Origin of the sequence: Klebsiella sp. 4_1_44FAA, assembly GCF_000238715.1 — a bacterium.
Taxonomy (GTDB): domain Bacteria; phylum Pseudomonadota; class Gammaproteobacteria; order Enterobacterales; family Enterobacteriaceae; genus Klebsiella; species Klebsiella pneumoniae.
In genome coordinates this window covers 788,708-804,112 of sequence record NZ_JH414799.1, presented here as the reverse complement: position 1 = coordinate 804,112, position 15,405 = coordinate 788,708, and the positions used below count along the sequence as shown (strand labels likewise).

General features: G+C 58.0%; 10 protein-coding genes. 2 read left to right on the top strand and 8 right to left on the bottom strand.

Annotation, left to right across the window (positions count from 1 at the left end; all coding sequences use genetic code 11):
* Positions 1-35: 35 nt before the first annotated feature.
* Positions 36-2,318 (top strand): formate C-acetyltransferase, encoded by a 2,283-nt coding sequence (gene pflB, locus HMPREF1024_RS16705; RefSeq protein ID WP_002898148.1) that lies wholly within the window; start codon positions 36-38, stop codon positions 2,316-2,318.
* Positions 2,319-2,509: 191 nt separating this feature from the next.
* Positions 2,510-3,250 (top strand): pyruvate formate lyase 1-activating protein, encoded by a 741-nt coding sequence (pflA, locus tag HMPREF1024_RS16710; RefSeq protein ID WP_002898145.1) that lies wholly within the window; start codon positions 2,510-2,512, stop codon positions 3,248-3,250.
* 162 nt (positions 3,251-3,412) lie between these two features.
* Here the strand turns inward: pflA and HMPREF1024_RS16715 are convergent, their stop codons facing one another.
* The 8 genes from HMPREF1024_RS16715 to ftsK form a co-directional block, all read right to left on the bottom strand.
* The gene (locus HMPREF1024_RS16715; protein ID WP_009308258.1) at positions 3,413-4,561 is read right to left on the bottom strand and encodes an MFS transporter; all 1,149 of its coding nucleotides are present in this window, start codon (positions 4,559-4,561) and stop codon (positions 3,413-3,415) included.
* Between the two features lie 274 nt (positions 4,562-4,835).
* The gene (locus tag HMPREF1024_RS16720) at positions 4,836-5,699 is read right to left on the bottom strand and encodes a dimethyl sulfoxide reductase anchor subunit family protein (protein ID WP_009308257.1); all 864 of its coding nucleotides are present in this window, start codon (positions 5,697-5,699) and stop codon (positions 4,836-4,838) included.
* Between the two features lies 1 nt (position 5,700).
* Positions 5,701-6,318 carry a DMSO/selenate family reductase complex B subunit gene (locus HMPREF1024_RS16725; RefSeq protein ID WP_004191137.1) on the bottom strand — a complete coding sequence of 206 codons (618 nt, stop codon included), beginning with the start codon at positions 6,316-6,318 and terminating at the stop codon, positions 5,701-5,703.
* Positions 6,319-6,328: 10 nt separating this feature from the next.
* A complete protein-coding gene (gene dmsA / locus HMPREF1024_RS16730; protein ID WP_009308255.1) occupies positions 6,329-8,767 on the bottom strand; it encodes a dimethylsulfoxide reductase subunit A in 2,439 nt (812 codons plus the stop codon).
* Between the two features lie 200 nt (positions 8,768-8,967).
* Entirely contained in the window at positions 8,968-10,260 is a 1,293-nt protein-coding gene (gene serS / locus HMPREF1024_RS16735) for a serine--tRNA ligase (RefSeq protein ID WP_009308253.1), read from the bottom strand.
* 90 nt (positions 10,261-10,350) lie between these two features.
* Positions 10,351-11,694, bottom strand: a complete 1,344-nt coding sequence (rarA, locus tag HMPREF1024_RS16740) for a replication-associated recombination protein RarA (protein WP_002898137.1) — start codon at positions 11,692-11,694, stop codon at positions 10,351-10,353.
* Between the two features lie 8 nt (positions 11,695-11,702).
* Positions 11,703-12,314, bottom strand: coding sequence for an outer membrane lipoprotein chaperone LolA (gene lolA, locus HMPREF1024_RS16745; RefSeq protein ID WP_002898132.1), 612 nt, complete (start codon positions 12,312-12,314; stop codon positions 11,703-11,705).
* Between the two features lie 122 nt (positions 12,315-12,436).
* A partial coding sequence (ftsK, locus tag HMPREF1024_RS16750; RefSeq protein WP_009308251.1) for a DNA translocase FtsK occupies positions 12,437-15,405 on the bottom strand: 2,969 nt, incomplete at its 5' end.

Sequence of the window (15,405 nt, the reverse complement as noted above, 5' to 3'; positions counted from 1 at the left end):
TAAATAAAAAATCCACTTAAGAAGGTAGGTGTTACATGTCCGAGCTTAATGAAAAGTTAGCCACAGCCTGGGAAGGTTTTGCGAAAGGTGACTGGCAGAATGAAGTCAACGTCCGTGACTTTATTCAGAAAAACTACACCCCATATGAAGGCGACGAATCCTTCCTGGCTGGCGCGACTGAAGCGACCACCAAGCTGTGGGACACCGTAATGGAAGGTGTAAAACAGGAAAACCGCACTCACGCGCCTGTTGATTTTGACACTGCCCTGGCTTCCACCATCACCTCTCACGACGCGGGCTATATCGAGAAAGGTCTGGAAAAAATCGTTGGTCTGCAGACCGAAGCGCCGCTGAAACGTGCGATCATCCCGTTCGGTGGTATCAAAATGGTTGAAGGTTCCTGCAAAGCGTATAATCGCGAGCTGGACCCGATGCTGAAAAAAATCTTCACAGAGTACCGTAAAACTCACAACCAGGGCGTTTTCGACGTCTATACCCCGGACATCCTGCGCTGCCGTAAATCCGGCGTGCTGACGGGTCTGCCGGATGCTTACGGTCGTGGTCGTATCATCGGTGACTACCGTCGCGTTGCGCTGTACGGTATCGACTTCCTGATGAAAGACAAATTCGCCCAGTTCAACTCTCTGCAAGCGAAACTGGAAAGCGGCGAAGACCTGGAAGCGACCATCCGTCTGCGTGAAGAAATCGCTGAACAACACCGCGCACTGGGCCAGATCAAAGAGATGGCCGCTAAATATGGCTATGACATCTCCGGTCCGGCGACCACCGCTCAGGAAGCGATTCAGTGGACCTACTTCGGTTACCTGGCTGCCGTGAAATCTCAGAACGGCGCGGCAATGTCCTTCGGTCGTACCTCCAGCTTCCTGGATATCTACATCGAGCGTGACCTGCAGGCAGGTAAAATCACCGAGCAAGACGCGCAGGAAATGGTTGACCACCTGGTCATGAAACTGCGTATGGTTCGCTTCCTGCGTACCCCGGAATATGATGAACTGTTCTCCGGCGACCCGATTTGGGCAACGGAATCCATCGGCGGTATGGGCGTTGACGGCCGTACTCTGGTGACCAAAAACAGCTTCCGCTTCCTGAACACCCTGTACACCATGGGGCCGTCTCCGGAGCCGAACATTACTATCCTGTGGTCTGAAAAACTGCCGCTGAGCTTCAAGAAATTCGCCGCTAAAGTGTCCATCGATACCTCTTCTCTGCAGTATGAGAACGATGACCTGATGCGTCCGGACTTCAACAACGACGACTACGCTATCGCATGCTGCGTAAGCCCGATGGTTGTTGGTAAGCAAATGCAGTTCTTCGGCGCTCGCGCTAACCTCGCGAAAACCATGCTGTACGCTATCAACGGCGGCGTGGATGAAAAACTGAAAATGCAGGTTGGTCCGAAATCTGAACCGATCAAAGGCGACGTCCTGAACTTCGACGAAGTAATGGATCGCATGGATCACTTCATGGACTGGCTGGCTAAACAGTACGTCACCGCGCTGAACATCATCCACTACATGCACGACAAGTACAGCTACGAAGCCTCTCTGATGGCGCTGCACGACCGTGACGTTATCCGCACCATGGCGTGTGGTATCGCTGGTCTGTCCGTTGCTGCTGACTCCCTGTCTGCTATCAAATATGCGAAAGTTAAACCGATTCGTGACGAAGACGGTCTGGCTATCGACTTCGAAATCGAAGGCGAATACCCGCAGTTTGGTAACAACGACCCTCGCGTCGATGACATGGCCGTTGACCTGGTTGAACGTTTCATGAAGAAAATTCAGAAACTGCACACCTACCGCAACGCTATCCCGACTCAGTCTGTTCTGACCATCACCTCTAACGTGGTGTACGGTAAGAAAACCGGTAATACCCCAGACGGTCGTCGCGCTGGCGCGCCGTTCGGTCCAGGTGCTAACCCGATGCACGGCCGTGACCAGAAAGGCGCAGTAGCCTCTCTGACCTCCGTCGCTAAACTGCCGTTTGCTTACGCGAAAGATGGTATCTCTTATACCTTCTCTATCGTGCCGAACGCGCTGGGTAAAGACGACGAAGTTCGTAAGACCAACCTGGCGGGTCTGATGGATGGTTACTTCCATCACGAAGCGTCCATCGAAGGTGGTCAGCACCTGAACGTGAACGTCATGAACCGCGAAATGCTGCTCGACGCGATGGAAAACCCGGAAAAATATCCGCAGCTGACCATCCGTGTATCTGGCTACGCCGTACGTTTTAACTCCCTGACCAAAGAACAGCAGCAGGATGTTATTACCCGTACCTTCACTCAGACCATGTAATTCCCTGTCTGACTGAAAAGGCGTACAATAAAGGCCCCACATCAGTGGGGCCTTTTTAACAAGCATTCCCCGCCCCAGCCTGCTTTGCCAGTTATCTATACTTTGGGTACCTGTCAAAACAGACTCGACGCAGCCGCTGAGCTGCGCACCAACACGGCCCCGGATGGGCCACATCTGGAGAAAACACCGCAATGTCAGTTATTGGTCGCATTCACTCCTTTGAATCCTGTGGCACCGTTGATGGCCCGGGCATCCGCTTTATTACCTTTTTCCAGGGCTGCCTGATGCGCTGCCTGTACTGCCATAACCGTGACACCTGGGATACCCACGGCGGCAAAGAAATCACCGTTGAAGAATTAATGAAAGAGGTGGTGACCTATCGTCACTTTATGAATGCTTCCGGCGGCGGCGTCACCGCCTCGGGCGGTGAGGCGATCCTGCAGGCGGAGTTTGTTCGCGACTGGTTCCGCGCGTGTAAGAAAGAAGGCATCCACACCTGCCTGGATACCAACGGCTTCGTACGTCGCTACGATCCGGTTATCGACGAGCTGCTGGAGGTAACAGACCTGGTGATGCTGGATCTCAAGCAGATGAACGATGAGATTCACCAGAACCTGGTCGGCGTCTCTAACCATCGTACGCTGGAATTCGCCCAGTATCTGGCGAAGAAGAATATCAATGTCTGGATCCGCTACGTGGTGGTTCCCGGCTGGTCAGACGATGATGATTCCGCGCACCGCCTGGGCGAATTTACCCGCGATATGGGCAATGTCGAAAAAATCGAGCTGCTGCCCTACCATGAGCTGGGTAAACACAAATGGGTAGCGATGGGCGAAGAGTACAAGCTGGACGGCGTCCATCCGCCGAAGAAAGAGACCATGGAGCGGGTAAAAGGCATCCTTGAGCAGTATGGTCACAAAGTAATGTACTAATCCCGCCCGGGCCGGTGATGCGCTTATGCCGGCCTGCAACGGCGTGGGAAGCTGTGTCCGCCCCGCCGTTTCATTCTCATGAAAAACGACTTGTCCTCTCTGCGGCAGTAAGCCTATGCGATTGCAGCAGATGACGCGCAGCATGCGCTGCGCGTTGCAGGGTCAGGCGTGCGCCACCGGCGTCGGATGATGCCCGGCTTTGCGCAGCAGGGTCAGCAGATAGATAAACGACACGCTGGCGATCATGATAAACAGCAGGTTGTCTGAGAAGTTCTGCATCAGCATCGCCGTCAGGGTCGGGCCCAGCAGGCTGCCGATGGTATAGCTCATCAGCAGCGCCTGATTCATCGCCACCAGCTGATGGTGCTCCACTTTTTCACAGGCCCAGGCCATCGCCACCGGATACAGCGTGAAACCAGATGCCCCAAGCACAAACAGCGCCGGGGCCATTGCCGCCTGACTAAGCATCGCCAGACATCCCAGAATGACCACAAAGACCTGTACCCGCAGCACCAGCAGGCGACCGTAGCGGTCTGCCAGGCGCCCTACCGGCCACTGGCCGAGGATCCCCGCACTCACCATCACCGCCATCCAGAAGCCGATGCCGGAGTCGCTGACGCCCTGATGGTTCAGCCACAGCGGCATCAGGCCATACAGCGAGCCGAGGACAATCCCCGAAATAATACAGCCATTGACCCCGTGGCGCGCCTGGCGCAGCTTCAGCATCGGCCAGATACGTACCGTTTCATGCGGCTCTTCTGCCTGCCCCATAATGCGGGTAAACAGCAACGGCAGGATCGCCGCCAGCGCCAGGCCGGTCACCCACGGCAGGACGCTCATTAAATCGGTGGGTAATTTACTGACCATCAGCTGGCCCAGTACGGTACCGACGTAATAGACCATCATGTACGCCGCCAGCAGACGACCGCGACTGCGGGAAGTGCCGCTGCAAACCAGCGCGCTTTCCACCACCACCCAGATCATCGCGCAACCTATGCCGGCGATAAAACGCCAGCTCAGCCATGTCCAGAAGCCAACGGTGATCCCCAGCCCTACGCAGCCGACGGCGAAAATTAACGATGCGAGATAATAGCTACGGTTAAACCCCAGGCGCTTGATCACCCAGCCGGCCAGCAACGTACCGGCCAGGTTGCCGGTAAAATAGGATGACCCCACCATGCCGACCTGCCAGGTTGGCATGTTTTCATGGGCGAGCCAGAGCGGGACGAGCGTATTCAGCACCGCTATCGCCAGGGTCAATAAAAGCAGGCCACAGAGCAGCATTTGCACTGGCCGGGTGTAGATGGTCATGGGTAAAAACCGTGAGGAATGTTCAGATCGCGAGCGCATCATGCCACTGCTAAAAACATTGTCAATCCACCTGAAATCAGGCGTGACGCGGTTTTGTCGGCTACGATAGAAGTTTTTTATCCAGAGGATGGAAAAAGGTGAGACAACAGATAATACGCTATTGTTTTTGCTGGTTTATTAATAAATGCCGAAGTTAATTTCAGTTGAAAAATTTCATCTATCGACAGCACGTTTTCATCATGCCGGTGGTTAGGCACCGGCATGATGGAGGTAGTTAACTGGCGACAGCCATCCCAACGGTCATATGCAGGCCATAGAATATGCCGCGGCCGATCATCTCTCCCGCCAGTATCAGAACAAAGGCCAGGCCGAGCAGCGAGACCGCCGGTTTGCGGCCGCGAATCTGCGGCACGCACCAGCAGGCCAGGGCCAGGGCCAGCAGCACCACGCGCCAGGCCATAAGCAACCCGTAATCCGGCACCAGGGCGGAGGCCTGCTGAACTGAGCTGCGGATGGTGGCAAGTTCACTTCCCTGCATCACGACCACCATAATACTGACCAGCAGCGCCAGCAAACTAACCACCGGCAGCAGGCGCAGCGCCCAACCATCGACGCCTGCGACGCGCAGCAGCAGGTAGCCCAGCAGTGGACCGCCGATAAACAGCGTCAGGAAGAAGCTCAGCGGCGTCCAAACGGTGTACCAGGTCGGCACCGTGTCGATGGTGTTGTATACCCGCACCATCATCCACACGAAAATCACGCCCAGCACCATGGTCACCACCAGCCACAGGCTCCGCAGGCCGGCAGGCAGCTTTTTGCACACGGCCAGCAGCCAGCCAATTCCGCCGACGGCGAAGAAGATCGCCCCGCTGGCTATTTCATTACTCAGCGACGAGGCTCCCATGCGATTCAGCGAATTAAAGGCCCGCAGCGGCGAGCCAAGGTGCATCGTCGAGGCAATAAACCCGATCCCCATCAATACCCACAGTCCGAACATGCTGCCCACCACGCGCAGCTCCTGCTCACGGGAAAGCTTGCCTGTCATCAGCGCCAGCGCCAGAACAATAAAGCCGCCTACGACGCACTGGCCGAAGACCGTAAAGACCATCAGCGGCCATTCATGCCATCCGTTTCCCATCTCACACCTCCTTCGGGTTCGCCAGGTAACCGGTGGTATCGCCACACGGCCGGGCATTGGCGTTAGGTTTGATAACGATACTCGGCCGGGTAAAGTGCGCCGACGGCAGCGGCGCTACCGCGGCCAGCTGGCCGTGCTTAGCGCGCAGTTCGGCAATCGGCCCGAAATCCAACGCCCGCAGCGGGCAGGACTCGACGCAGATCGGCTTTTTCCCCTCGGCGACGCGCTCGTGACAGCCATCGCACTTGGTCATATGGCCTTTGTCGGCGTTGTACTGTGGGGCGCCGTACGGGCAGGCCATATGGCAGTAGCGGCAGCCAATGCATACCTCTTCGTTGACCACCACAAAACCGTCTTCGCGCTTATGCATCGCGCCGCTCGGACAGACCTTGGTGCAGGCCGGATCTTCACAGTGGTTACAGGCGATGGAGAGGTAATAGGCAAACACGTTCTGCTGCCAGACGCCGTTGTTCTCCTGCCAGTCGCCGCCGGCATATTCATAGATGCGGCGGAAGCTGACCTCCGGGGTCAGGTTCTTGTAGTCCTTACAGGCCAGTTCGCAGGTTTTGCAACCGGTGCAACGGGCGGAATCAATAAAAAATCCATACTGAGTTGTCATCGGTTACTCCTTACAGCTTCTCAACCTGAACGAGGTTGGTATGCGACGGGTTTCCCTTCGCCAGCGGCGACGGACGCTGGGTGGTCAGCACGTTGATACTGCCCGCCTGATCCACACGCGAGGCGTCCGGGTTGTACCAGGCCCCTTCCCCCAGCGCGACGACGCCCGGCATCATGCGCGGCGTCACCTTCGCTTCGATATGCACTTCACCCCGATCGTTGAAGATGCGAATACGATCGCCGTTGGCAATGCCGCGCTTGCGGGCATCGATCGGGTTAATCCACATCTCCTGCCGACAGGCGGCCTTCAGCACATCGACGTTGCCGTAGGTCGAGTGGACGCGAGATTTATAGTGGAAGCCGGTGAGCTGTAGCGGGTATTTCGCTGTCAGCGGATCGTTGTAGTTTTCGAAACCCGGGGTGTAGATCGGCAGCGGATCGATAACATCCCCTTCCGGCAGCTCCCAGGTGGCCGCGATTTTCGCCAGATCCTGCGAGTAAATTTCGATCTTGCCCGAAGGCGTGGTCAGCGGATTAGCCTGCGGATCCTCACGGAAGGCTTTGTAGGCCACATGATGACCTTGCGGATCGCGCTGCTTATAGATGCCCTGCTGACGGAAGGTGTCGAAATCCGGCAGGTCGGGAATCGCTTTGCGCGACTGCTCATACAGATAGCGCATCCAGCCTTCCTGGGTACGGCCCTCGGTAAACAGCTCTTCGACGCCCAGGCGCTTTGCCAGTTCGCTGGTCATCTCATAGATGGTTTTGCATTCAAAGCGCGGCTTGATGGCCTGATCGGCAAAGATAACGTAGGACATGTTGCCGCAGGAGGCATCCAGCGCGAAATCCATCTGCTCGGAGGCGGTACAGTCCGGCAGCAGAATATCGGCGTATTTCGCCGAGGAGGTCATATGGCAGTCAATGACCACAATCATCTCGCATTTCTTGTCGTCCTGCAGGATTTCGTGGGTCCGGTTGATCTCAGAATGCTGGTTAATCAGACAGTTGCCCGCATAGTTCCAGATCATCTTGATCGGCACGTCGAGCTTATCTTTACCGCGTACGCCGTCGCGCAGAGCGGTCATTTCCGGGCCGCGCTCAATAGCATCGGTCCACATAAACATCGAGATACTGGTCTCAACCGGATTCTCCAGCGTCGGCATACGCTCAAAAGGCAGACTATACGAGCCCTCGCGCGCCCCGCTATTGCCGCCGTTGATCCCGACGTTACCCGTCAGAATGGCGAGCATTGAGATGGCGCGGGTGGCGATCTCTCCGTTGGCGTGACGCTGCGGACCCCAGCCCTGGCTAATATAGGCCGGTTTGGCGGTGGCAATTTCGCGCGCCAGTTTAACAATGCGTTCGCGCGGAATACCGGTAATCGTCGAGGCCCACTCCGGCGTTTTGGCGATACCGTCAGTGCCCTGGCCAAGAATGTAAGCTTTGTAATGACCATTGGCTGGCGCACCGGCGGGCAGCGTTTTCTCGTCGTATCCCACGCAGTATTTATCGAGGAACGGCTGATCGACCAGATTCTCGGTGATCATCACCCACGCGAGGCCCGAAACCAGTGCCGCATCGGTCCCAGGACGAATCGGGATCCATTCATCTTCACGCCCGGCGCCGGTGTCGGTATAGCGCGGATCGATGATTATCATCCGGGCATTGGATTTCTGCCGCGCCTGTTCAAGGTAGTACGTCACCCCGCCGCCGCTCATCCGCGTTTCGCCGGGGTTATTGCCGAACAGCACCACCAGCTGACTGTTTTCAATATCCGATGGGCTGTTGCCGTCCGCCCAGCCGCCGTAGGTGTAATTCAGACCGGCAGCAATCTGCGCTGATGAATAGTCGCCATAATGGTTGAGATAGCCACCGCAGCAGTTCATCAGACGGGCAATCAGCGTTTTCCCCGGCGGCCAGGAGCGGGTCAGCGTCCCGCCGAGCGTGCCGGTGCCGTAGTTCAGATAGATGGATTCGTTGCCGTACTCTTTAATCAGCCGCTGCATATTGCTGGCGATGGTATCCAACGCCTCTTCCCAGCTGATTTGCTCGAACTTGCCCTCACCGCGTTTACCAACGCGCTTCATCGGGTACTTCAGACGGTCCGGATTATAGACCCGGCGGCGCATTGAACGCCCACGCAGGCAGGCGCGGACCTGGTGCAAACCGTCATAGTTATCATCACCGGTATTATCGGTTTCGACGTATTTAATCGCGCCATCCACCACGTGCATGCGCAGCGGGCAACGGCTACCGCAGTTGACGGTGCAGGCGCTCCAGACCACCTTCTCACTGGCGGGCGCCGGCGTATCGGCAGCATGCGACAGTCGGGTAAAAGGTAACGTTAGTGCGTTGCTGGCCAGCGCCAGGCCGCCTATTGCCGTGGTTTTCATCAGACCACGGCGGCTTACCTCAGCAGCCAGTAAAGCATCAGGGGCTTTAATTTTCATGGATACTCGCTTTGGTTGCTCACAATAAACTGACAAGCGTTATATAGACATATATATAATGCTTTGCGATATTATTGGTTTTTTATGCTGGTTTAATCCAAAGGGAGTATCACTGCATTCGCGAAAAGGATTATTGCCCGGTATCAATAAGGGCGTAAAAAAAGCGCCCGCAGGCGCTTTTAAAAGAAGGAGTGAGAAGTTTAGCCGATATATTCGAGGCCGCGCATATACGGGCGCAGCACTTCCGGGATCTCGATACGGCCATCAGCCTGCTGATAGTTTTCCATCAGCGCCACCAGGGTACGACCTACTGCCAGGCCAGAACCATTCAGGGTATGAACGAGACGGGTCTTCTTATCGGACTTGCTGCGGCAGCGAGCCTGCATACGACGCGCCTGGAAATCCCAGACGTTGGAGCAGGAGGAGATCTCACGATAAGTGTTTTGCGCCGGAACCCATACTTCGAGGTCATAGGTTTTGCAGGCGCTGAAGCCCATATCGCCGGTGCACAGCGCGACCTTACGGTACGGCAGGCCCAGCAGCTGCAGCACTTTCTCGGCGTGACCGGTCATCTCTTCCAGCGCGGCCATAGAGTCTTCCGGGCGGACGATCTGCACCATTTCAACTTTATCGAACTGGTGCATACGGATCAGACCGCGGGTGTCGCGGCCATAGGAACCGGCTTCAGAGCGGAAGCACGGCGTATGGGCGGTCATTTTGATCGGCAGATCGTCTTCGTCGATGATTTCATCGCGCACCAGGTTGGTCAGCGGCACTTCCGCCGTCGGGATCAGCGCGTAGTTGCTGCTGTCAGCCTCTTCTTCCAGCGGACGGGTATGGAACAGGTCGCCGGCGAATTTCGGCAGCTGGCCAGTGCCATACAGGGTATCCTGGTTTACCAGGTACGGGACATAGTTTTCGCTGTAGCCATGCTGTTCGGTGTGCAGATCCAGCATGAACTGCGCCAGGGCGCGGTGCAGACGGGCCAGCTGCCCTTTCATCACCACGAAGCGCGAGCCGGTGAGCTTAACGGCGGCGGCAAAATCCAGCCCCCCGTGCATTTCACCCAGCGTCACATGATCGCGCACCTCAAAATCGAACTGGCGCGGCGTACCCCAGCGGCTAACTTCAACGTTGTCGTTTTCGTCGCGACCAACCGGCACATCATCATGAGGAATATTCGGGATCGCCAGCGCGATATCGCGAATTTCCGCCAGCAGCGTTTCCAGCTCGGATTTTGCAGCATCCAGTTGTTCGCCAAACTTGTTAACTTCCAGGCGTAATGGCTCGATGTCTTCCCCGCGCGCTTTCGCCTGGCCAATGGATTTCGATCGGGAGTTACGCTCCGCCTGCAGGTTTTCCGTTTGCACCTGCAGAACTTTACGACGCTCTTCAAGCGCGCGAAGTTTATCTACATCCAGCTTAAAGCCCCGGCGTGCCAGTTTTTCTGCGACTGCGTCTGGCTCGGTACGCAGCAGATTGGGATCGAGCATGCTTATCCTGTGCTTATCGAATTAAAAAAGAAAAGTGGCCGCAGACTACGACCACGGAAATAGTGTAATAACCTTACCGCAACGCCTCAATTAGCGGTAGCGTTTTATCGGGCTATTTTGATCCTGTTCAGCGAGCCAGGCGAGCTTTTCGCCAATTTTGCCCTCAAGCCCCCGGTTTGTCGGGTGATAATAGCGCGTTTGCGCCATTTCCTGCGGGAAGTACTGCTCGCCGGCGGCGTAGGCGTTGGGTTCGTCATGAGCGTAACGATACTCCTGGCCATAGCCCATCTCTTTCATCAGCTTCGTCGGCGCATTGCGCAGATGCACCGGAACGTCGTAGTCAGGACGATCCCGCGCGTCGGCCAGCGCCGCTTTGAAGGCGGTGTACACCGCGTTGCTTTTCGGCGCGCAGGCCAGATAGACAATGGCCTGGGCAATCGCCCGTTCGCCTTCCGCCGGCCCGACGCGGGTAAAGCAGTCCCACGCCGAAATGGCGACCTGCATCGCCCGCGGGTCGGCGTTGCCGACATCTTCCGAGGCAATCGCCAGACAGCGGCGAGCAACGTACAGCGGATCGCCGCCGGCGGTGATGATCCGCGCGTACCAGTAAAGTGCCGCATCCGGCGCGCTACCGCGCACCGACTTATGCAGGGCGGAAATCAAATCGTAGAACCGGTCGCCTTTATTATCAAAGCGCGCGCTGCGCTCGCCAGCGATCTCGGTCAGCAGTTCCGCCTTCAGCACCCGCTTGCCCGAGTCATCGCTTTCGGCCATATCGGCCATCATTTCCAGGGTATTCAGCGCTCGCCGCGCGTCGCCGTTCACTAGTTCGGCAATAGCCCTGCGGGTCTCATCCGGCAAAATGATATCCTGGCCGCCGTAGCCGCGGGTTTTATCGTTCATCGCCTGGTCAAGCACCCGCTCGATATCGTCGGTGGTGAGCGATTTCAGTAAGTAGACGCGAGCGCGGGAGAGCAGCGCCGAGTTAAGCTCAAAGGAGGGGTTTTCGGTGGTCGCGCCAATAAAAGTAATGGTGCCGTCTTCAATATGCGGCAGAAAGGCATCCTGCTGGCTTTTATTAAAGCGATGCACTTCGTCAACAAACAGGATGGTTCGCCGGCCGGCGTTGCGATTTTGCCGCGCGCGCTCAATAGCCTCGCGAATCTCTTTCACCCCGGAGGTTACCGCTGAGATCCGTTCGACATCGGCGCTGGCGTAGCGGGCAATCACTTCCGCCAGAGTGGTCTTGCCGGTACCCGGCGGCCCCCAGAGGATCATCGAATGCAGGTGCCCGGCCTCAATGGCCCGCGGCAGGGGTTTACCCGGCGCCAGCAGGTGCTGCTGGCCAATATACTGCGCTAAATTTTCTGGCCGCATGCGAGCGGCCAGAGGTTGAAACGCGTTGTCGGAAAAATCGAGCGACAGATTGCTCACTTTCGCCTCTACTTACGTTGATCGTCCACCGTCACCCCTTTCGGCGGCGTAAAGGTGAACTTAGCTGCGTCGACGGCGCCGTTCTGCTGCGATTTCAGCTGATAGCTGCTGCGCTGATCATCCTGCTCGACGGCGCTGAACTGATGGATAGTGCCGTCCCGACCGACGTTGATCGTGAACTGCTTGAGGTTGCCGCTGCCGCTTTTTGGCGTCAGCACAAAATCATCGCCATTTTGCTTGATATTATATTGCTGCCAGTCGCTGGACTGGTTGCGGGCAATCAGCATAAACGGCGTGTTGCTGGTAGCGTCTTTCAGCCAGGTCGCCGTGGCCTGCTCGACGAACGGGTTATAGAACCACAGCGTTTTACCATCCGAAACGAGGACGCTCTCATCCGGCTGGGTCATATGCCAGTTAAACAGGTTCGGGCGTTTCACCCACAGGTCTCCCTGCCCGTCCTGCACGGCGTTACCGCTGCCGTCGGTGACTTTTTGCGTGAAGCTGGCATGGAAGCTGCTCACTTTATCAAGACGGCTTTTTAAGTCGCTGGCCGCATCTGCCCAGACCTGGCTGACGACCATACCAGACAGTAATGCACAGGTGATTGCGAGTTTTTTCATTGTTCTTCCTTAATGTGCGTCACTCCCGACGCGGGAGCCTCTTCTGCCCCTACTGTAGGACCGCCGGCGGCGGCGGGACAGAAGAATTGGCTGATTTTGCGCTTATTTACCCAACTTTGCACTCATTCAAAGGGCGGCGGCGCCAGCACTTCGCGGTTACCGTTATGGCCCTGCTCGCTGACGATACCCTGCGCTTCCATCTGTTCGATAATACGCGCGGCACGGTTATAGCCGATGCGGAACTGACGCTGAACCCCGGAAATCGACGCTTTGCGCTTCTCGGTCACAAAGTTGACTGCCTGATCGAACAACGGATCCAGCTCTTCCCCGCCATCGAAGCCGCCACCGCCGCCTTCGCTTTCGCTGTCGGAGGTAATGCCATCCACATATTGCGGGCGACCGCGGGCTTTCCAGTCCTGAACCACGGCGTGGACTTCCTGGTCGCGCACAAACGCCCCGTGGACACGCACCGGCGTGGTAGAGTTCGGCCCGGAGTAAAGCATATCCCCCATACCCAGCAGCGATTCCGCGCCGCCCTGATCGAGAATGGTACGTGAGTCAATTTTACTCGACACGGTAAAGGCGATGCGCGTCGGGATGTTGGCCTTAATCAGGCCGGTAATAACATCTACCGACGGACGCTGTGTCGCCAGCACCAGGTGGATCCCCGCCGCGCGCGCTTTCTGCGCCAGGCGAGCGATCAGCTCTTCCACCTTTTTGCCGACGGTCATCATCAGATCGGCGAATTCATCCACCAGCACCACGATGTACGGCAGTTTTTCCAGCACCGGATGTACGGCGTCCATGCTGTCGCCAGGCTTCCAGTACGGATCCGGGATCGGACGTCCCATGCGCGCGGCTTCGGCGATCTTCTCGTTGTAGCCCGCCAGGTTACGCACGCCCAGCGCCGACATCAGCTTGTAGCGGCGCTCCATCTCATTGACGCTCCAGCGCAGCGCATTGGCGGCGTCTTTCATGTCGGTGACCACTTCCGTCAGCAGGTGCGGAATTCCTTCGTAGACCGACAGCTCGAGCATTTTCGGGTCGATCATAATGAAACGCACATCTTCCGGCTGCGCCTTGTAGAGCATGCTGAGGATCATGGCGTTGACGCCAACAGACTTACCGGAACCGGTGGTACCGGCCACCAGCAGATGCGGCATTTTCGCCAGATCGGCTACTACCGGATCGCCAGCGATGTCTTTACCCAGCACCACGGTGAGCGGAGATGGGTTATCACGGAACTTGGCGTTGTCGAGCACTTCACGCAGGTAGACGGTCTGGCGTTTTTTATTCGGCAGCTCAAGCCCGACATACGGTTTGCCCGGGATCACCTCCACCACGCGCACGGCGACCGTTGACAGCGATCGCGCCAGGTCCCGTGACAGGTTAGAGATCCGTGCGGCCTTAACGCCAGGCGCCAGATTCAGTTCGAAGCGGGTGATCACCGGCCCCGGTGAGTAGTTCACCACATCCGCTTTAATGCGGAAATCGGCGAGTCGCGCTTCCACCAGGCGTGCCATCTGCTCGAGAGCAAAGGTATCCACCGGCTCGACTTCACTCGGCGGCGGGGTAAGCAGATCCAGCGACGGCAGTGGCGTGGTCGGCTTTTGCAGCGGTCGACTATCGCCATTGCGCATCAGCAGCGGGTGGATCAGGCTCTCCTGCGGCGCAGGGGCGGCAGGCTGATGCCCCTGCGGGGCAACCGGTTGTTGCGGCTGCACGGGCTGCGACGCAGTCGGATAGGACTGCGGCTGCGGCGGCACAGGCTGATGGTGTATCGGCTGATGCTGCGCAGGTTGATAACTCTGCTGCGGAGCGGCCGCCGGTTGTTGATAGCGCTGGGCCGGCTGCTGCGGCTGGACTTCCGGCGTCGGCGTAAACAGCGGTTCGCTCGGGCCGTCATTGACCAACGTTTTCATCGGCGAGAATTCATAATCTGCCGGCGAGAACGGGTTGGCGCCCGGCGGCTGCTCGGTAGCGTACCGCTGCTGCTGGGTAGCGGCAAACTGACGCGCCAGCTCCGCTTCCGCCGCGGCGTCGGCCTCATCGTCATCAGTCGCGTTATCGTCTTCCCAGCGATGACCGTAGCGCTGCTGCTGGGTGGCGGCGAACTGGCGAGCCAGTTCATCCTGCTCCATAGCATCCGCTTCCTCATCCGAGAGCAGCTCATCATCATAATGCGGATCGCGCTCCGCCTGCCGCGCGCGCTGTTCCGCCTCCCGCTGCGACGGTAGCTTGATGCCGTAGGAGGCCAGTTCCCGACGCGTAGGAACACGCACGCGATTGGGCCGCGGTAGTTTTGGACCGATGCCCTCTTTCACCTGAACCCGTGGGCCGCTGGACGCCGGGCTGAACAATGGCGTAGCCGCAGCGGATGCGGCAGTGGACGAGGTTGCTGCCGCCGCGCCGCCGCTGGCGGCGGTAGCCTGATGCACCCCAGCCGCTACCGCAGAGACTACGGTTGTCTCCACTGGCGGTTTGGACGCAGTGGTCGGCGGCGTCAGCGGTTTAGTGGCAATCGGACTTTCCGGCTCAGGAATTGGCTGATACCAGGAGGCCAACAGCTCGCGTTCGCGCGCCCGCTTCTCTTCCACTTCCTCGAAATAATAGAGCGGCGGACGTTTCACTTCCTCCTGCACGACCTCGGGCTCTGGCTCCGGTGGGGGAACTGGCGCGCTTTGCGGCTGATACGCCGCTGGCTCCGGCTGATACGGCTGCGGCGCGGGCTGGCCGGCATGCGGGTCGTAAGCCGGCTGCTGGTAGGTCTGCGGCGCGGGCTGACCGGCATTCGGATCGTAAGCCGGCTGCTGATAGGTCTGAGGCGCAGGCTGACCGGCATAGGGATCGTAAGCCGGCTGCTGATACGGCGCTGGCTCCGGCTGATAGGCCTGCGGCGCAGGTTGACCGGCATAGGGATCGTAAGCCGGCTGCTGATACGGCGCTGGCTCAGGCTGATAGGCCTGCGGCGCAGGTTGACCGGCATGCGGATCGTAAGTCGGCTGCTGATACGGCGCTGGCTCAGGCTGATAGGACTGCGGCGCAGGTGACGGCATGCGATCGTAAGCCGGCTGCTGATACGGCGCTGGCT

Bases quoted from the DNA above. Each gene is read 5' to 3' on its own strand.
- pflA (WP_002898145.1), top strand. From the start codon at position 2,510: ATGTCAGTTATTGGTCGCATTCACTCCTTTGAATCCTGTGGCACCGTT.
- dmsA (WP_009308255.1), bottom strand. From the start codon at position 8,767: ATGAAAATTAAAGCCCCTGATGCTTTACTGGCTGCTGAGGTAAGCCGC.
- lolA (WP_002898132.1), bottom strand. From the start codon at position 12,314: ATGAAAAAACTCGCAATCACCTGTGCATTACTGTCTGGTATGGTCGTC.
- pflB (WP_002898148.1), top strand. From the start codon at position 36: ATGTCCGAGCTTAATGAAAAGTTAGCCACAGCCTGGGAAGGTTTTGCG.
- HMPREF1024_RS16720 (WP_009308257.1), bottom strand. From the start codon at position 5,699: ATGGGAAACGGATGGCATGAATGGCCGCTGATGGTCTTTACGGTCTTC.
- HMPREF1024_RS16725 (WP_004191137.1), bottom strand. From the start codon at position 6,318: ATGACAACTCAGTATGGATTTTTTATTGATTCCGCCCGTTGCACCGGT.
- serS (WP_009308253.1), bottom strand. From the start codon at position 10,260: ATGCTCGATCCCAATCTGCTGCGTACCGAGCCAGACGCAGTCGCAGAA.
- HMPREF1024_RS16715 (WP_009308258.1), bottom strand. From the start codon at position 4,561: ATGACCATCTACACCCGGCCAGTGCAAATGCTGCTCTGTGGCCTGCTT.